General features: G+C 72.2%; 15 protein-coding genes. 7 read left to right on the top strand and 8 right to left on the bottom strand.

What is annotated here, in order from left to right; translation table 11 throughout:
- The first annotated feature begins 7 nt into the window (after positions 1–7).
- Positions 8–772 carry an SIS domain-containing protein gene (locus AB0M70_RS20740; protein WP_365821425.1) on the top strand — a complete coding sequence of 255 codons (765 nt, stop codon included), beginning with the start codon at positions 8–10 and terminating at the stop codon, positions 770–772.
- A gap of 1 nt (position 773) precedes the next feature.
- Here the strand turns inward: AB0M70_RS20740 and AB0M70_RS20735 are convergent, their stop codons facing one another.
- A complete protein-coding gene (locus AB0M70_RS20735) occupies positions 774–1,976 on the bottom strand; it encodes an ATP-binding protein (protein WP_365821424.1) in 1,203 nt (400 codons plus the stop codon).
- A 110-nt stretch (positions 1,977–2,086) separates the two neighbouring features.
- Entirely contained in the window at positions 2,087–2,755 is a 669-nt protein-coding gene (locus AB0M70_RS20730) for a response regulator transcription factor (protein ID WP_363211881.1), read from the bottom strand.
- 143 nt (positions 2,756–2,898) lie between these two features.
- Here AB0M70_RS20730 and AB0M70_RS20725 point away from each other — a divergent pair, with 143 nt between their 5' ends.
- Genes AB0M70_RS20725 through AB0M70_RS20710 form a run of 4 tightly spaced genes read left to right on the top strand, consistent with a single transcriptional unit; the run spans position 2,899 to position 6,417 of the window.
- The gene (locus tag AB0M70_RS20725) at positions 2,899–3,420 is read left to right on the top strand and encodes a hypothetical protein (protein ID WP_365821423.1); all 522 of its coding nucleotides are present in this window, start codon (positions 2,899–2,901) and stop codon (positions 3,418–3,420) included.
- The gene (locus AB0M70_RS20720; protein WP_365821422.1) at positions 3,417–4,484 is read left to right on the top strand and encodes a peptidoglycan-binding protein; all 1,068 of its coding nucleotides are present in this window, start codon (positions 3,417–3,419) and stop codon (positions 4,482–4,484) included. Before AB0M70_RS20725 ends, AB0M70_RS20720 begins: the two co-directional genes overlap by 4 nt.
- Positions 4,481–5,182 carry an ABC transporter ATP-binding protein gene (locus tag AB0M70_RS20715; RefSeq protein WP_365821421.1) on the top strand — a complete coding sequence of 234 codons (702 nt, stop codon included), beginning with the start codon at positions 4,481–4,483 and terminating at the stop codon, positions 5,180–5,182. The genes AB0M70_RS20720 and AB0M70_RS20715 overlap by 4 nt, the downstream gene beginning before the upstream one ends.
- Complete coding sequence (locus AB0M70_RS20710; RefSeq protein WP_365821420.1) at positions 5,179–6,417, top strand: ABC transporter permease; 1,239 nt, start codon at positions 5,179–5,181, stop codon at positions 6,415–6,417. Before AB0M70_RS20715 ends, AB0M70_RS20710 begins: the two co-directional genes overlap by 4 nt.
- 274 nt (positions 6,418–6,691) lie before the next feature.
- On the opposite strand, the gene AB0M70_RS20705 is transcribed toward AB0M70_RS20710, so the two are convergent.
- From AB0M70_RS20705 to AB0M70_RS20690, 4 genes are all read right to left on the bottom strand, one after another.
- Positions 6,692–8,077 carry a PAS domain-containing protein gene (locus AB0M70_RS20705; protein WP_365821419.1) on the bottom strand — a complete coding sequence of 462 codons (1,386 nt, stop codon included), beginning with the start codon at positions 8,075–8,077 and terminating at the stop codon, positions 6,692–6,694.
- A gap of 457 nt (positions 8,078–8,534) precedes the next feature.
- On the bottom strand, positions 8,535–10,142 hold the full coding sequence (locus tag AB0M70_RS20700) for a transporter (protein WP_365821418.1): 1,608 nt from the start codon (positions 10,140–10,142) through the stop codon (positions 8,535–8,537).
- Complete coding sequence (locus AB0M70_RS20695) at positions 10,139–10,939, bottom strand: ABC transporter ATP-binding protein (RefSeq protein ID WP_365821417.1); 801 nt, start codon at positions 10,937–10,939, stop codon at positions 10,139–10,141. The genes AB0M70_RS20700 and AB0M70_RS20695 overlap by 4 nt, the downstream gene beginning before the upstream one ends.
- Before the next feature lie 121 nt (positions 10,940–11,060).
- Positions 11,061–11,708, bottom strand: coding sequence for a bifunctional DNA primase/polymerase (locus tag AB0M70_RS20690; RefSeq protein ID WP_365821416.1), 648 nt, complete (start codon positions 11,706–11,708; stop codon positions 11,061–11,063).
- 298 nt (positions 11,709–12,006) lie between these two features.
- Between AB0M70_RS20690 and AB0M70_RS20685 the strand changes: the two genes are divergently transcribed.
- Positions 12,007–13,395, top strand: coding sequence for a transcriptional regulator (locus AB0M70_RS20685; RefSeq protein ID WP_365821415.1), 1,389 nt, complete (start codon positions 12,007–12,009; stop codon positions 13,393–13,395).
- Here the strand turns inward: AB0M70_RS20685 and AB0M70_RS20680 are convergent.
- Positions 13,335–14,507 carry a hypothetical protein gene (locus tag AB0M70_RS20680; protein ID WP_365821414.1) on the bottom strand — a complete coding sequence of 391 codons (1,173 nt, stop codon included), beginning with the start codon at positions 14,505–14,507 and terminating at the stop codon, positions 13,335–13,337. The genes AB0M70_RS20685 and AB0M70_RS20680 overlap by 61 nt on opposite strands.
- Here AB0M70_RS20680 and AB0M70_RS20675 point away from each other — a divergent pair, their 5' ends adjacent.
- Entirely contained in the window at positions 14,508–16,133 is a 1,626-nt protein-coding gene (locus AB0M70_RS20675) for a hypothetical protein (protein WP_365821413.1), read from the top strand.
- 4 nt (positions 16,134–16,137) lie between these two features.
- Here the strand turns inward: AB0M70_RS20675 and AB0M70_RS20670 are convergent, their stop codons facing one another.
- Positions 16,138–17,418: an ABC transporter substrate-binding protein gene (locus AB0M70_RS20670; RefSeq protein WP_365821412.1), complete on the bottom strand. Its 1,281-nt coding sequence runs from the start codon at positions 17,416–17,418 to the stop codon at positions 16,138–16,140.
- Positions 17,419–17,463: the final 45 nt, after the last annotated feature.

Here is a 17,463-nt window from a genome sequence, read left to right as displayed (position 1 = left end):
TCGGCGCATGGGCTCGAAGAGCGAGAGCAAGCTGGCCGGTCAGTACATCGACGCCGCGATCGGCCTGCTCGGGCGGGTGCGCGACGAGGAGGGCGGCAACGTCGACGCCGCGGGCACGGTGCTCGCCGACGCGGTCGAGGCCGGCGGCAGGCTCTTCGCCTTCGGCGCCGGGCACTCCTCGCTGGCCGCCCAGGACGTCGTCTACCGTGCGGGCGGCCTCGCCCTGATGAACCTCCTCGCCGTCCCCGGGGTCGTCGGCGTCGACGTCATGCCCGCCACGCTCGGCTCGGCCCTGGAGCGGGTCGACGGGCTCGCGGGCGCCGTCCTGGACTCCTCGCCGGCCCGCGCCGGCGACGTCGTCGTGATCATCTCGCTCTCCGGGCGCAACTCGCTGCCCGTGGAGATGGCGATGAACGCCCGCGCGCTCGGCCTGAAGGTCATCGGGGTGACGTCGGTGGCGTACGCGACGGAGACGAAGTCGCGGCACGTGTCCGGGACCTTCCTCAAGGACCACTGCGACGTCGTGATCGACTCCAAGATCACCGTCGGTGACGCGGAGCTCGGCCTCGACACGGTCGGCGCGCCCTTCGGACCCGCCTCCAGCGTGGTCGCCAACGCGATCATGCAGGCGATGATGGCGACGGCGGTCGAACGGCTGGCCGCGCGGGGCGTGGAGCCGCCGGTGCTGCGCTCGGGGAACGTGGACGGCGGGCACGAGTGGAACGGGCGCGTGTTCGCCGAGTACGGCGACCGGATCTTCTACCGCCGCTGAGTCACCCCTGTGGAGGCCTGTGGGCCCCGTGGGCCCCGTGGGCCCCGCGAGCCCCGTGAGCCCCGCGGGGGAAGCGCACCCGTACGCAGAGCCCTCCCCCTTCCCCGTTCGCCTCGGCGGTCGCCTCGGCGCCGTGTGCGCGGGCGATCGCGGCCACGATGGACAGCCCGAGGCCCGCACCCTCGCCACGCGCGTGCGTACGTTCCCGAAGGCGCCGGAAGGGCTCGAAGAGGTGCGGGACGGTGTCCGGCGGGACGACCGGGCCCGTGTTGGTGACCTCGATGCCGTCCCCGCCCGTGCGCACCTCGACCCGGCCGCCCTTGACGTTGTAGTCCACGGCGTTCGCCACCAGGTTGTGCACGAGACGGTCGAGGAGCACCCCGTCGCCCGTCACGGTGAGAGGCTCGGCGTACAGGGACAGCGTGACGTCCCGCTCGGCGGCCCGATCCGCGAGCCCTTCCGTCACCGCGTCGGCGATGACGTCGAGGGCCACGGGCTCCCGCAGTTCGAGGCCCCGCTCCGAGGTGGCGAGGAGCAGCAGCCCCTCGATCAGGTGTTCGCTGTCGTCGGCGACGGAGATGAGCTTCGTACGGATGCGGGCCACCTGCCCCGCGTCGGGCTCACCCGCGAGCCCGATCTCGGCGGCCGCCCGCTGGACGGCGAGCGGGGTCCGCAGTTCGTGCGCGGCATTGGCGGCGAACCGCTGCTGCGCGCTGACCAGCTGCTCTATCCGCCCGAGCATCTCGTCGAAGGTGTCGGCCAGCTGTTTCAGCTCGCCGGGCGGCGCGTCGAGGGCGATCCGCTCGTGCAGGTTCTCGCCCGACAGGCGCCGCGCGGTGCCGGTGATCACGCCGACCGGGCGCAGGACGCGGCCCGCCATCCACCAGGCGAGAAAGATGGAGAGCGCCGCGTAGACGAACAGCACGATCACCGACACGGTGAGCAGCCTGTTCAGGGCCGCCTGTTCGGCGACGTCACTGATCTTCGTGACGGCGAGGCCTTGCGTGAGGTCGAGGGTCGAGGCGGCGTCGGACGGGACCCGCTGGGCCGGCATGGCGGACGTGGCCGGGGTGGGCAGCACCCAGGGCGGGTCGACCTTGCGGGGGACGGCCGTGGTGACGGCGGCGCTGATCGAGGAGTACAGCCCCTGCTGCACCAAGAAGTAGACAAGCCCGGTGAGCAAGGCCCCCGCCAGCAAAAGCATGCCGCCATAAAGCGCGGTCAACCGCCCCCGCTCACCACTGAGCCACACACCACGAGCCCCCCAGCCCCGCCCAACACAAAAACTCCGGCCGGAGCCCTCGCCCCGCCCCCTCACGCCGACCAGCCCGCGATGCGGTAGCCCGCGCCCGGGATTGTTTCCACTACCGGGGGGTCGCCCAGTTTGGTACGGAGTTTGGAGAGGGTTACGCGGACCGCGTTCGTGCGGTAGCTGGTGTCTTCCTCCCAGACCTGTTCGATCAGGTCCTCGCCGCTGACCACCGCGCCCTCCGCCCGCAGCAGCGCCTCCAGGACCGCGAACTCCTTGCGGGAGAGCGCCAGGTGCCGGCCGTCCCGGCTCGCCTGCCGGCGCGCGGTGTCCAGGACCAGGCCCGCCCGTTCGATCACCGGCGGGAGCGCGGGGCGCGTGCGGCGGCCCAGGGCCAGAACGCGGGCGAGGAGTTCGTCGTACGCGAAAGGCTTCGTCAGGTAGTCGTCCGCGCCCAGACCGAGGCCCGCCACCCGGTCCCGGACCGTGGCCGACGCCGTCAGCATCAGGACCCGCGTGAGCAGCCGCTGCCCCACCACCCTGCGGCACACCTCGTCGCCGTGCAGCCCCGGCAGGTCCCGGTCCAGGACCACGACGTCGTACTCACCCAGCTGGAGTTTGCGCAGCGCCGTCAGGCCGTCGGCCGCGACATCGACCGCGAGCGCGTCACGGCGCAGCCCGACGGCGATCATCTCGGCCAGGAATTCCTCGTCCTCCACCAGCAGTACGCGCATGCGGCCCTGTGTACCTGAAGTGCACCTTTCGTCGGTGTAAGCGTCTCCGTTGAGAGAAACGAAACCCCCCTTCCCGCCAGCCTGACCGCGTCACGCGACAGCGAGACGTGAGAAGTGCAGACGTGGGAAGTGAAGGGGAAGCCATGAGCACTCGTAGGACTCTCAGGACCCGTAGGACCCGTACGCGCGGGGCAGCCATCGCCACGGGCATCGCCACCCTCGCCCTGCTCACCGGAGCCTGCTCATCCGGCGGCGACAGCGGCAGCGGCAGCCAGGACAAGGCCGACGGCGGCAAGGGCAAGCAGGCCGACGCCGCCTTCAAGGAGCGCGAGTGCCTGCGCAAGCACGGCCTCAAGGTGAGCGAGCCCAAGTCCGGCGAGGACACCCGCGGCATCACCATCGGCGGCGACATGAGCAAGGAGAAGATGGAGGCCGCCATGAAGGCCTGCAACACGGGCAAGGGCGGCGGCATGTCCGGCAGCGGCCCCACGCAGGCCGACAAGGACAAGATGCTCAAGTACGCCCAGTGCATGCGCAAGAACGGCTTCAACATGCCCGACCCGAAGTTCGAGGGCGGCGCCATGGAAGCCCAGAAGATCCCCAAGGGCGCCGAGGCGAAGAAGATGGAGAAGGCCGCCAAGGCGTGCAAGGACATCGTCGCGTGAGGCGCCGCACCGCCGTCGTCGCCACCGTCGTCGCCCTCCTCGCGATCACCGGCGGCGGCGTCGCCGTCACCGCCCTCGCCGACAACGGCAAGGACGGGGCCACGCACCAGGACGCCGGACTCCCGCCCGCCACCGCCCCCGTCGAACGCGGCGACCTCAGCAGCGGCACCCAGGCCGACGGCACCCTCGGCTACGCCAAGGAACGCAAGGTCAACGCCGGCACCACCGGCACCCTCACCTGGTCCACGGGCAGCGGCTCGACGATCAAGCGCGACGGACGCCTGTACGAGGTCAACGGCGACCCGGTGCGCCTCATGTACGGCACCGAACCCATGTACCGCACGCTGAAGAGCGGCGACGAGGGCAACGACGTACGCCAGCTCGAGGAGAACCTCCAGGCGCTCGGGTACGGCGCCTGGCTCACCGTCGACGACGCGTACACCGACGGCACCGCCGCCGCCGTCAAGCAGTGGCAGAAGGCACACGACCACAAGCAGACGGGCCGCGTCGGCCCCGACCAGATCGCCTTCTCGCCCGGCAGCGTCCGCGTGAAGTCCACCGAGACGGCCGTCGGCGACCAGGTCGCGCCCGGCAAACCGGTGCTCGGCACCACGAGCGCCGAGCGAGTCGTACGTTTCCAGCTCGACGTCGCCGAGGGGAAGCTCGCCAAGGCGGGCACCAAGGTCACCGTGGACCTGCCGGACGGCACGACCGCCAAGGGCGAGGTCACCTCCGTCGGCAAGACCGCCAAACCGGGCGACGACCCGGCCGACAAGACCCCCAAGATCCCGGTCACGGTCTCCTTCGACGACCCTGGCAAGGTCGACGGCTTCGACCAGTCCCCGGTCACCGTCAACCTCACCGGTGAGACCCGCGAGAACGTCCTCTCCGTCCCCGTCAACGCCCTCCTCGCGCTGCCCGGCGGCGGCTACGGCGTCCAGGTCGTCGAGAACGGCCGCGCCCGCCAGGTGAAGGTCGAACTCGGCATGTTCGGCCAGGGACGCGTCGAGGTCACCGGCGGCGGACTCAAGGCCGGCACGAAGGTCGGGGTGCCCAAGATATGAGCGCCGTCGTGGAGTTGGCCGGGGTCACCAAGATGTACCCGGGCGGGGTCGCCGCCCTGCGCGGCGTGGACCTCACGGTGGAGGAGGGCGAACTCCTCGCCATCGTCGGCCCCTCCGGCTCCGGCAAGTCGACCCTGCTGCACATCATCGGCACCCTGGACCGCCCCTCGGAGGGCTCCGTGGCCATCGCCGGACACGACGTCGCCACGCTCGCCGACCGCAGCCTGTCCGCCCTGCGCGCACGGCACATCGGCTTCGTGTTCCAGGCGTTCCACCTGGTGCCGGGGATCAGCGCGCGCGACAACGTGGCGGAGGGGCTCCTGTACTCGGGCCTCTCGCGCGGGGAGCGCCGCGCGCGGGCCGCCGACGCCCTCGACCGCGTCGGCCTCGCGGACCGCATGAGACACCGCCCGCACGAACTCTCCGGCGGCCAGAAGCAACGCGTCGCCATCGCGCGTGCGGTGGTCGGTGCACCGGACCTGCTCCTCGCGGACGAGCCGACGGGGGCGTTGGACTCCGCGTCCGGCGAGGCGGTGATGGAACTCCTGCACGACCTCAACGCGGAGGGCGCCACCATCGCCGTCATCACCCACGACACGGAGATCGCCGACCGGCTGCCACGGCAGGTGCGCATCCGCGACGGGCAGGTGGTGGCGGACGTCCGCGCCGCGGCCCGCGAGGGGGTGCGCGCGGGATGACCCGTACGAAACGAGTGAAGAACGCCCGGCTGCGGGTGAGGAACACCCGCCTGAAGGCGGCGCGGCTCGGGCCGCGCGACGTCCTGCACGTCGGCTCCGCGGGCCTGCGCAGCCGCCCCGTGCGGGTCGTGCTCTCCGCGCTCGGCATCGCCATCGGGATCGCCACGATGATCGCGGTGGTCGGCGTCTCCTCCTCCAGCAAGGCCCAACTCATGCGGGAACTGGACGCGTTGGGCACGAACATGCTGGTGGCCGCCCCCGGGGAGCCCATGTTCTCCGGCGAGAAGGTGGTGCTCCCGCGCGACGCGGCCGGGCGGGTCTCCCGTATCGAGGGCGTCCAGGACGTCGGCGCGACCGGCGACCTCGACCACAGCGTGCGGCGCAGCGAGAAGATCCCCGAGGACGAGACCGGCGGCATCTCCGTCAAGGCGGCCACCGAGGGCCTGCTGAAGGTACTGCGGGGGGAGATGGGGCACGGCACGTGGTTCAACGCCGCCAACAGCCGCTACCCCTCCATCGTCCTCGGCCATGTCGCGGCGGACCGCCTCGGCATCACGCGGCCCGGCCAGCAAGTCTGGCTGGGCGACCGCTACTTCACGGTCGTCGGCATCCTCGACCCGCTGCCGCTCTCGCCCGACGTGGAACGCTCGGCGCTCGTCGGCTGGGCGGCCGCCAAGAGCGAGCTCGGCTTCGACGGCCGCCCCACCTCGGTGTACGAACGGTCGACCGACGCCTCCGTGCACGACGTACGCAAGCTGCTCGCCGCGTCGATCGACCCGGAGAACCCGCGCAACGTCCAGGTGACGGACCCCTCTTCGGCCCTACAGGCGAAGGCGGCGACGGAAGGCGCCTTCTCCACACTGCTGCTCGGCCTCGGCGGGATCGCGTTGCTGGTGGGCGGAGTCGGCGTGGCCAACACCATGATCATCTCGGTTCTGGAACGCCGTTACGAGATCGGCCTGCGCCGTTCCATGGGCGCGACGAAGGGGCAGATCCGCATCCAGTTCGTGACGGAGTCCCTCCTCCTGTCGGGCCTCGGCGGCCTCGCGGGAATCGCCCTCGGCGCGGCGGCGACGGCCGCGTACGCGGTGTCCGGCGGCCTCCCCTGGGTGATCCCCCTCTGGGCGGTGACAGGCGGCTTCGGCGCAACGCTGGCCATCGGCACGGTGGCGGGCCTCTACCCAGCGGTACGGGCGGCACGCCTCTCCCCGACATTGGCGCTGCACGCGGCTTAGCCGGCGGGGCGGTTGCGCTGGGCGGGTTCGTTGGGCGCCGGGGCCCGGCTGCCGGGCGGGCTCTGGACCGCCGCTTCGCGGCGGATTTCCCCACCCGCCCACCCGTTCACCCGGCAGCGGATGGTCACCCACTCGATGTACCGCGGGGTGCTCGGGTGGGTGGGCGGGAAAAATCCGCCGCGAAGCGGCGACTCCGAACACCCACCACCGGCGGCCAGACGGCAACGGCCTCACGCACCCCCAGCGGGACTCGCCCCCCGGCAGGGGGAACCCGTCAACCGCCCAGAACCTGGGCCAGGTCAAGCGAGGCCGCAACCCTCGCAGAGACACTCTCCGCATACGTCGCGTCCGCCCGCTCGAACTGAGTGCGACTCGCGCCCCGCAAGAACGTCACCACCCCCAACGTCCGCCCCCGGCTCCGCAGCACCGCGCACAACGCATGCACCGTGTCCTGGGGCCACTGCCTGACCGCCGCCCACTCCCGTGCACGCTCCGGCGTCGCGGTGCCCGCGCTGGCCCGAACGGAACCCACCCGGTCCACGCACTGCGGGGCCGGGTGGCCCTCCAGATACCGCACCGGAAGACCCGCCTTGGCCACCGGCAGGCACGGCCCCGGAGCACCGGCAGGAGTGGCGGCGACGCGAATCAGCCGTACCGGCTCCTCACCCCCCGCATCTCCCGCCCCCGCCACCAGATCGATCAACGCATGGTCGGCGAACCCGGCAAGGGCGAAGTCCAGCTGGACCGTCGCCGCCTCCATCGGATCCTCGCACTCACCCGCGGCCCGCGCCGCCCGATGCAACTGCTGCGAACGGAAACGGAGTTGCGCCGCCTCCTGCTCGGTCTGCTTGGCCTCCGTCACATCGAGGAAGAGCCAGGCGACCCCCAACGGCACCGGCTCCTCCGTGAGCGGCGACGCGAGACGCAGAAAGCCGCTGCGCCAGCAACGCCGCTCCGGCTCACCGCTCTCCGTGGCCCGCACCGACACCCACATCTCGGCGGGCGCGGGCGGCGCCCCCTCGGCGAGCACATGACTCAGCGCGCTCTCCAGCTCCTCCACACCCTGCCCGAGCAACTCCCCGAGCGGCCGCCCCAGCAACGCCGTACGCCCCATCCCCAAGGACCGCGCGGCATGTTCGTTCGCCACGGCGGGACGCAGATCGGCGTCGACGAGCACCACCCCCCACGAGGCGTTCTCGAACAGCGCCTCGCTCAGCGCGATGGAACGCTCCAGGTCGATCTGCGCATGCACCTCGCTGAACGCGCAGTACACCCCCGCGGGCTTCCCGTCCCCGCCCCGCACGGCCGCGGACTGCGTCCGCACGAGCACCCGCCCGCCGTCCTTCGTGAGCAGCGCGAACTCGTGCACCTGCCGCCCATGCGCCTCCATGGCCGACATCAGCCGGTCCTCGACCTCCTCGGCGTCGGCGGTCCGCACCGCCCACCCCGCGAACCCCTGCCGCCCGACGGCCTCCGCCGCCGACCACCCGAGAATCCGCTCGGCCTCACGATTCCAGTGCGTCACCACCCCATCGGCATCGAACGCGCACAGGGCGGCGTCCATGCCGTCCAGCAATGCCGCGAGCAATTCGGCCCCACCGGGCTCAGGCTCTTCGGGCCCCAACTCGTCGGTGGTCCCACTACGCCGGGAAGCACTCACCTGGCACCCCCTGCAGGCCGTGTCCTCATGAGCTGCATGTTCTGCGAGTTCCGCGTATACCGCACGTCAGATCATTGAACTCGAACGTGACGCAGCCCACAGCCACTTCCCAGAAGTCGGACGAAATCGTTGCCCCCAAAGCCCTGTGCAAAGCCCTGAATAAATCGCTTGTGCGACGGACGGGGCCGTTCCTAGGGTGGCACGTACACACGAAGGGAGGTGGTTCGGCAGATGTATGGAAACCGGACGCGTGAGGTGACTGCGGGCTAGTGGCCCGTCGTCGCAACTCGATTTCGGCGCCGGACCAGCACGTGTGATGTGCGTGCGACCGGCCCAATCCCAAGCAGTCACCCGACCCGCGAGCCGCCGGTGAGTCCGGCCGGCTTCCCGCCGTCTCGTACGGCGGGGACCACGGCTCGCGGGTCGTCTGCGTCCCGACACCCCGCGATGCCGCCCCTCAGCCCTTGCTGACCGCCGTGAGGATCTCCGGCAGCCGCCTCGCCACCCTCGGTGCCGCGAGCCGCAGTCCGCAGTAGGTGATCAGGGCCCCGTAGGCGCCGCCCAGCGGCAGCAGGACCCAGGACCAGGAGCTCTCACCCGCGACGTGCAGCCAGATCGTGCCGGCGAGCACCGGGGCGCAGAGCAGGGCCGCGGCGACCATGCCGCCGAAGATGGAGATCCAGGCCAGGCCCGCCTGACCGGGGGCGACGTTCTTGTAGCCCTCCTGCGGGATCGAGTAGGGGAAGCGCGCCGACGACCAGGCGCCCGTCGCCAGCATCGCGCCGAGCAGCGCGAAGGAGAGGCCGAGGCCCTCCGCGAGGCCGGTCCAGTCGCCGAGCACGGCGGCCGTGATGACCGTCACCAGCGTCGCGTACGGGAGGGTGATGGCGAGGAGGGCCAGGGCGCGGGCGCGGATCTCGATGTACGCGTCGTGCGTCGAGGAGATCGTCATGGCGACCATCCAGAACGCCGAGGTGTCCTGGCCGAACTGGTTGTACATCAGGACGCCGAGCATTCCGGCCGCGAAGCACGCGAAGTAGATGGAGCCGGTGCCCTGCAGGGCGTTGAAGAGCGGCACGATGAGGCCGATGGCCAGGGAGGTCACCCAGGCGGCCTTCGTCTTGGGATCGCGCCACACGTAGCGCAGGCTGCGTTCCATGACCGTGCCGGTGCGGCCGCCGGGGAGCAGGCGTCCCAGGCCGTGTGCCGCGCGTGCCTTGGTGGGTTCCGCCGCGGTGAGGGTGGAGCCGTCGGGCGTGGTCATGAGGTGGGTGAGGCTGCGTTGCCAGAGGGCGAGGAGGCCGGCGAGGGCCGCGGCGCTCAGGGCGAGTTGGGCGGCCCCGATGGCGTACGAGCCCTCGCTCACGGAGTCGACGGCGCCGATCGCCGACGCGGGCGGAATCCAGCGGACGACGTCCGCCGCCGGGTCGAGCTGCGAGAGCCCCGACGAACCGAGGCGCTGTGCACCGAAGTTGACGACCTGGGCGCCGACCGCGATGAGCAGACCGCTCAGGACGGCCAGATCGCGTCCTTTGCGGCTGGTAAGGAGGCGGATGTTGGCGGCGGCGACGGTGCGCGCGAGGGCCACGCAGATGAGCAGGGTGAGGGCGATGGCGAGGACGCCGGTGACGGCGGCCGTGGCGCCGTGGGCGAGTGCGATGACCGAGCCGAGGGCGAGGCACAGGGTGAAGAGCGGGCCGATGCCGACCAGTGAGGCGACGAGGAGCGCGCGGACCAGCGGGCGGGGGCGCAGCGGCAGCATCACCAGGCGGGTGGGGTCGAGGGTCTCGTCGCCGCTGGGGAAGAACAGCGGCATCACCGCCCAGCCGAGCGCGAGCACGGCGGTGAGCAGGACGGAGACGGTGGCGGCGTGTTCGTTGCCGCGCAGGGCGATCAGGCCGATGAGCTGGAGGGCGGCGACGAGGAGCGCGGCGGCGACGGACGCGATGTAGGCGGCGCGGCGGCCGGTGGACTGGTGCAGGCCGTTGCGCAGGAGGGACAGCTTCAGGCGTACGAAGACCGGGGTGATGGAGGGGGCGGCCGCGGCCAAGGGGGGCGTGCTCATCGGGTGCCGCCGCCCAGCCAGTCGAGGTGGGATCCGGTGTCGCGGCCGCCCGCGCCGACCAGTTCGAGGAACGCCTGCTGGAGTGAGGGGGACGTGCCGCGCACCTCGGCGAGGGTGCCCTGGGCGCGGATGCGGCCCGCGGCCATCACGGCGACCCAGTCGCAGAGGGATTCGACGAGTTCCATGACGTGCGAGGAGAAGACGACGGTGGCGCCGGAGGCGGTGTAGCGCTCCAGGACGCCGCGGATGGTCTGCGCGGAGACCGGGTCGACGCCTTCGAAGGGTTCGTCGAGGAAGAGGACCTCGGGGTTGTGGAGCAGGGCCGCGGCGAGGCCGATCTTCTTGCGCATGCCGGTCGAGTAGTCGACGACGAGTTTGTGCTGGGCGCCGGCGAGGTCCAGTACGTCCAGGAGCTGGGTGGCTCTCTTGTCGACCTCGTCGCCGGGGAGCCCGCGCAGGCGTCCGGTGTACGCGAGGAGTTCGCGTCCCGAGAGGCGTTCGAAGAGCCGCAGTCCTTCGGGGAGGACGCCGATGCGGGCCTTGACCTGGACGGGGTCGGACCATACGTCGTGGCCGACGACTTCGACCGTGCCCCGGTCGGGGCGCAGGAGTCCGGTCACCATCGAGAGGGTGGTGGTCTTGCCCGCGCCGTTCGGGCCGACGAGGCCGATGAACTTGCCCGCGGGGAGGGTGAGGTCGATCCCGGCGACGGCGAGTTGCTGGCCGAAGGCCTTCCAGAGTCCTTGCACCCGTACCGCCGCGGGTACGGGTGCCGCCGCCGGTTCTGCCTCGGTCACGATGCCCGCCGCCCTTTGTCGTCGCCGCCTTTGACTGTGCACGATACGTCGCGGGCACCGTCATCACCGGCTTCGCCGAGTTCGTCCTCACACGCCGGACGGGCTGAGATTCAGGACTCCGCTACCGCCGTGCCTCGCGCCCGCACGCGTAGGCGAGCGGCGAGATGATCTCCTCCGCGTCGGGGAGCCAGCGGTTGGCGGCGGTGGGGCGGCAGGCCCACTGCACGGCGCCGGTCGCGCCGAAGCGGGTCGGCGGCGCGGCGACGTACGCCCCTTCGCCGAGCGAGACCAAATCGATCGCGGCGGGCGGCCAGCCCAGCTTGCGTACCAGGTCAGGGACCTTGGCGGTGGCGCCGGGGAGGACGAAGAACTGCATGCGGCGGTCGGGCGTACAGGTCACCGGGCCGAGCGTCAGTTCCATCCGCTCCATGCGGGCGAGGGCGAGGAACCCGGCCGTCTCGGGCACGTCGATGGCGTCGAACGTACGGCCCGTCGGCAGCAGGATCGACGACTTCGGCTGCTTGTTCCAGAGCCGCCTGGCGACGGTCGCGCTGCCCGTCGCCTGTGTCGCCCAGTCCTCGCGCGCCGGGTGCGAACCGGGCGCCGTGCACGCGGCGTCACCGCACGAGCAGATCTCGGCCCCCTCGACGGACTCGAGCCACGTCCCGGGGAACACGTCCCAGTGGCGCTCTTCCGCGTATCGCACGGCCGTGTCCAGCAAGGATTCTCCGCGCTGCTTCGGGATGTGCGCGGCTGACGTGACTCCCATGGTCTCTTCCACGGACTTCTCAACTCCGCCCGCCACCTACGGTTACGGCTGTCGCGTGCGCGGGGGCGGAGCATCGATCCTGCATGTGGGGCGCATGGGTGCACGGGCGGGGGCGCGCATGGGGAATGGGTTCCATGTGCGGGTAGCCAAGGCTGGGGCACTCCGAAGAAGCCCAGTTACCGACTTATGGTCCGTTTGTGGTGCATCTTCCGTTTGTCCCAAGGGCATTGATCATCTGGGGTGGCCGAATCCGGTCCCTCCGTCCAGATGAACCACGGTGCACATCAGGGGGTACGCCATGGCCGCAAGGCCGCTCGTCGCGCGGCAGCCCAACGAAAGGCTGCAGGCACTCATTCAGGAAGCGGGCTGCTCGAACGCGGGCCTGGCCCGCCGGGTCAACATGTGCGGCGCGGAGCACGGTCTCGATCTGCGCTACGACAAGACGTCGGTCGCCCGGTGGCTGCGCGGTCAGCAGCCGCGTGGCAGGGCGCCCGGCATCATCGCGGAGGCGCTCGGCCGCAAGCTCGGCAGGACCGTCACGATCGACGAGATCGGCATGGCGAACGGCAAAAACCTCGCCTCCGGCGTCGGCCTGCAGTTCTCGCCCACCGTGCTCGGCGCCATCGAACAGGTCTGCGAGCTGTGGCGCAGCGACGTGGGGCGGCGGGACTTCCTGTCCGGCTCGTCCGTCGCCGCTTCCGCACTCGTCGAGCCGAGCCGCGACTGGCTGATCTCGTCGCCGGACGCGCAGGTCGGCCGGATGGCGGGGCCGCGGGTCGGGCTCTCCGACGTGGCGGCCGTGAAGGCCATGACGGAGGCGCTGACGCAACTCGACCACCAGTACGGCAGCGGGCATGTGCGGCCGGTGGTCGTGCACTACCTGAACAGCGTGGTGTCGGGACTGCTCGCCGGTTCGTACCGCGAGGCGGTGGGGCGCGAACTGTTCGCCGCCGTCGCGCGGTTGACGGAACTCGCCGGGTACATGGCGGTGGACACGGGCCAACCGGGCCTGGCCCAGCGCTACTACATCCAGGCGCTGCGCCTCGCTCAGGCGGCGGGCGACCGCGGATACGGCGGCTACGTACTGGCCGCGTCCATGAGCCACCTCGCGGCCCAGCTCGGGAACCCGCGGGAGATCGCGCAGTTGGCGCGGGCGGCCCAGGAGGGGACGCGCGGGCGGGTCACCCCGCGCGCGGAGGCCATGTTCTACGCCGCCGAGGCCAGGGGACACGCGCTGCTCGGCGACGGGCGCTCGACGCAGGCCGTCGCGGGCCGTGCGGTCGAGGCGATGGACCGGGCGTCCGGGGATGCGGAATCGGGCGACGACCCGGTGTGGATCAGGCACTTCGACCACGCCTATCTCGCCGACGAACTGGCGCACTGCCACCGTGACTTGGGGCAGGCGGACGCGGCGGCGCGCAGTGCCGAGGAGTCCCTCGCGGGGCATCCGGAGACACGGGCGCGGCGGCGGGCGATCGGCCTGGTCCTGCTCGCCACGGCGCAGGTGCAGCGGCGGGACATCGAGCAGGCGTGCCACACGGGTCTGAAGGCGGTCGAACTGCTCGGCACGCTGCGGTCGAACCGCGGTGCCGAGTATCTGGAGGACTTCCAGCAGCGGCTCGATCCTTACCGCGAGGAGCCGGTGGTACGGGAGTTCGGGGCGCGGATGGACATCCAGGCGGCGTGAGGGAGTGCGGGAACGGGTGCGTGAAGGGTTTGTGACGTGTGTCGCGCTCCGGTGAACGCGGCCCGTCCCAGCCCTTTCCGCACCGTGAACGGCAACTCCCGTGCGCGTCCGAAACTCCCTGGTGACGTAATCAGCGTTTCGCGGAGAGCTTTTGTTACTTCCGCGATTGATGCGGCCGCGGAGGTTTGAGCTGCGTGGCAGACGGCTGTGGCGACCCGGTAGCGTGAGCCGACGGTTCCGTAGGTCCCCCATTCGTAGGAGTCCCGGTGACGCAGCAGAGCGGGCAGGGTGCCGCTTCCTCCGATCCGCATTCCGCGGACCGGCACGCGCACGAAGGCATCGTGCTGCCTGCCGACGGAAGCGAGCCCCTGATGCCCGGCACCACCGGCGACCACGTGGCCCCCGCGGGCGGCAGCCCCTGGGGCCAGCCCTGGGGCCCGGCCCCGACGGACCCACCCCCCGGCACGGGCCACCCCTGGAACTCCCCCCAGCACCAGACGTACGGCCAGGAGGCTTCGTACGGGGGCGGGGGCGGCGCGTACGGGGGCCAGCAGCAGGGCGGTACGTACGGGGGTCAGCAGCAGGGCGGGCCGTACGGCGGCGAGGCGCAGGGCGGGCCGTACGGCGGCCAGGCTCAGGGCGGCCCTTACGGGGGCCAGCCGCAGGACGCTTCTTACGGGTCGGCACAGGGCGCGGGCGCAGCGTATGGGGGTCAGGCTCAGGGCGGGCAGTACGCGGGGCAGCCCCAGGGCGGCCAGAACGCGGGGCACGCTCAGGGTGGGCAGTACGCGGGGCACGCTCAGGGTGGGCAGCACGGGGGTCAGCCGCAGGGCGGCCAGCACGCGGGCCAGCACCAGGGCGGCCAGTACGCAGGGCAGCCGCAGGGTGGCCAGCACGTGAGCCACGCTTCGAGTGGCCAGCACGCGGGTCAGCCGCAGGGTGAGCAGAACGCGGGGCAGCTTCAGGGCGGTCAGCACGCGGGCCAGTCCCACGGCGGCCAGCATGCGGGTCAGTCCCAGGGCGGCCAGCATGCGGGCCAGCCGCAGGGCGGTCAGCACGCCGGGCAGTCGCAGGGCGGTCAGTACGGGGGCCAGCCCCAGGGCGGCCAGCACGTGAGCCCCACGCCGGGCGGTCAGCACGCGGGTCCCCCGCAGGGTGGCCAGCACGCAGGGCAGTCGCAGGGCGGCCAGCACGCAGGTCAGTCCCAGGGTGGCCAGCACGCAGGCCAGCCGCAGGGCGGTCAGCACGCGGCCCAGTCGCAGGGTGGCACGCACGCGAGACAGGCGGCCGGTGGCGCCCACGCCGGGCAGCCCGCCGACGTCTCCTCCTACCCCGGTCAGCCCGCCGACGCTTCCTACCCCGGTCAGCCCGATGCCTCGTACCTCGGGCGGGCGGCCAACTCCTCGTACCCCGGGCAATCGGGCCAGCCGCTTCCCCCGGCCGGGCAGGCCGGGCAGGCCGGAGGAGCCGGGGCGTTTTCGCCCGCCGCGCAGGCGAGTCAGCTGCCGCCCGCCGCGCAGGCGAGCCCCCTTCCGCCCGCCGCGCAGGCGAGCCCCCTTCCGCCCGCCGCGCAGGCGAGCCCCCTTCCGCCCGCCGCGCAGGCGAGCGCCCCCCTGCCTCCCGTCGCCGGCGGTCTCGCGCCGCTTGCCGCCGGTGGTGCGGGGGACGCCGACGCGACGCAGTACATACCCGCCACGCCCGCCGCAGGCGCAGGCGTCGATGAAGGGGCCACCCAGTACATACCCCCCGTCGCCCCCGGCGCCCTGCCGCCCGAGGCGCCCGCGGGGGAGGCCACGCAGTTCTTGGGGCGTACGCCGATGCCCCCGGCGGCCGGTTCCGACAACGAGCCCACGCAGTTCATCGCCCCCGTGCCCGCCGAGCCCGGCAAGGCACCCTTCGGGATACGGCCCGGCGCCCCGGGCGACCGGCAGCCGCCCGCCGAGTTCGACAGCCTCTTCCGCACCGAGGCGGGGGAGGACGAAGGCCCCGCGTCCACCCAGCAGATGCCCCGCTTCGAGCCGCCGCAGCCCGCGGGCCAGGGCGGCGGAGACGGCGGGGGACGGGCCGCACGCCGCGCCGCCGCCGCGGCCCCCGCGTCCCGCGGCGGAGGCCGCACCGGCTCGAAGGTGCCGCTCTTCGCGGCCGTAGGAGTCGTCATCGCGCTGGTCGGCGTCGGAGCGGGCGCCCTCCTCAGCGGCGGTGGCGGCGACGAGGAGAAGGACAGCCCGCAGACCGTCTCCGAGTCCGCGCCCGCCGACGACAAACCCTCGCCCTCCGTGGACCCCGCCAAGGAGCAGGCCGTCGCCCTGGACAAGCTCCTGGCCGACAGCAACAACAGCCGCGACTCGGTGATCGGCGCCGTACGCAACGTCGGAAAGTGCACCGACCTCGCCCAGTCGGCCACGGATCTGCGCAACGCGGCCAAGCAGCGCAACGGCCTGGTCACCCGCCTCTCGCAGCTCTCCGTGGACAAGCTCCCGGCCAACGCCCAGCTGACGGCCTCCCTCACCAAGGCGTGGAAGGCGTCCGCCGCGGCCGACAACCACTACGCCGCCTGGGCGGGCCAGGTCGCGGGCAAGAAGGGCTGCAAGAAGGGCCACGCCCGCACCACGCCGCAGGCGGTCGCCGCGAACAAGTCGAGCGGCGAGGCGACCACGGCCAAGCAGGAAGCGGCCGGGCTGTGGAACGCCATCGCCAAGCAGTACGGGCTCACCACGCGCGACAAGTCACAGCTCTAGCGGGTCACGTGACCTGCTCCAGCGTCTTCGAGACGTTCACGAAGCCCTTGCGCGCCGGCACGAGGCGGCCGTCGCGCACCATCTGGAACGTGACGTCGGCGTTGACCAGGCGAGGGAAGTCGCTGGCCGCGAGCATGTCCTTGAAGCGCCAGCTCAGGGTGGGCGTGAGCCCGCCCGTCTGCACCTTGAGCCCCTCGTCGAGGGCCCGCCGCAGGGTCCGCGACGAGACCTCGCCGCCGTCGAGCGACTCGACGGTCCGCTTCAGGACGGTGTAGGCGATCCACGTCGTCTGCACGCCCGCGTCCGTCGGGTCGACCCGGTTGTCGCCGAACGCCTGCTCGCGGATGACCTCACGCATGGCGTCCCAGCGGGGATCACTGGCCGCCGGATACCAGCCGGTGAGGTAGGCGCCCTCGTACGGTCCGTTGCCGCCGCCCGTGCGGTCGACGAGGGACTGGTCGACGCTGCCGAGCACGGAGGACATCTTCGCGGTCGGGTACGCGTCCTCGGTGCGCCGGTAGGAGTCGTAGAAGGTGTCCGTGCGCTCGCCGAGCGCCGCCGTCACACAGCCACCCGTGCCCGCCCGCTCCAGCGCCTGCTCGGCCTGCGCGGTGAAGTCCGTGCCGTCCTCGGGCGCCCGTATGTCGGCGGCGGGCTTGTGGCGGCCCTCGGCGAGGCCCGCGTCCAGGAGTCCGGGGAGGTCGTCGCCGGCGATCGTGTCGGGGCGTACGAGGGAGACGCGCTCGCAGCGGCCAGCGAGCTGACGGCCGTTGCCCGCCATGAGCGCCGGTTCGCCGCCGTTGACGGGGTACGACAGGGGGCTGCTGAACTCCTCGTCGGTGACGCCGTACCCGCCGATGTAGGGGATGCCGGCGACTTCGAGCGGGGAGAGGAAGGAGCGGCCGTGCTGGCTGTAGGAGCCGACGACGGCGGCGACCTCCTCGTCGACCGCCTTGCGGGCGCAGTCGGCGGCGCCCACCGGGTCGTTGTGGTCGTTGCAGGTGATGACCTTGAGCTCGCGGCCGTCGAGGCCGCCGTTCGCGTTGACCCAGCGCGCGTAGGCCTGCGCCATCGCGGGGATGCCGGGCTTGTTCGTGGCCTTGGTCTTCTCGGGGGCCCAGGTCATGACGGTCACGGGGTCTTCCCTGGATCCCCCCGTGGAACCAGGGACGACCCCGCACGCGGTGGTCAAGGACGCACCCGCCGCCACCAGGGCGGCCGCGGTGAGCAGTGCGGTCTTGGAGGGGCGGGGGAGCAAGGTGCGTCGCGAGACGGGCATGGTCATGCACGATTCCGCCGCAGTGCCAACCATGGAGTGACGCGCTCTCAA

The sequence above is a fragment of the Streptomyces sp. NPDC051214 genome (assembly GCF_040682375.1).
Lineage (GTDB): Bacteria > Actinomycetota > Actinomycetes > Streptomycetales > Streptomycetaceae > Streptomyces.
This window is presented reverse-complemented; position numbering and strand designations above follow the sequence as displayed.

Coding starts and splice junctions, on each gene's coding strand:
- AB0M70_RS20725 (WP_365821423.1), top strand. CDS start 2,899: ATGAGCACTCGTAGGACTCTCAGGACCCGTAGGACCCGTACGCGCGGG.
- AB0M70_RS20730 (WP_363211881.1), bottom strand. CDS start 2,755: ATGCGCGTACTGCTGGTGGAGGACGAGGAATTCCTGGCCGAGATGATC.
- AB0M70_RS20700 (WP_365821418.1), bottom strand. CDS start 10,142: ATGAGCACGCCCCCCTTGGCCGCGGCCGCCCCCTCCATCACCCCGGTC.
- AB0M70_RS20740 (WP_365821425.1), top strand. CDS start 8: ATGGGCTCGAAGAGCGAGAGCAAGCTGGCCGGTCAGTACATCGACGCC.
- AB0M70_RS20735 (WP_365821424.1), bottom strand. CDS start 1,976: ATGCTTTTGCTGGCGGGGGCCTTGCTCACCGGGCTTGTCTACTTCTTG.
- AB0M70_RS20690 (WP_365821416.1), bottom strand. CDS start 11,708: ATGGGAGTCACGTCAGCCGCGCACATCCCGAAGCAGCGCGGAGAATCC.
- AB0M70_RS20685 (WP_365821415.1), top strand. CDS start 12,007: ATGGCCGCAAGGCCGCTCGTCGCGCGGCAGCCCAACGAAAGGCTGCAG.
- AB0M70_RS20710 (WP_365821420.1), top strand. CDS start 5,179: ATGACCCGTACGAAACGAGTGAAGAACGCCCGGCTGCGGGTGAGGAAC.
- AB0M70_RS20670 (WP_365821412.1), bottom strand. CDS start 17,418: ATGACCATGCCCGTCTCGCGACGCACCTTGCTCCCCCGCCCCTCCAAG.
- AB0M70_RS20715 (WP_365821421.1), top strand. CDS start 4,481: ATGAGCGCCGTCGTGGAGTTGGCCGGGGTCACCAAGATGTACCCGGGC.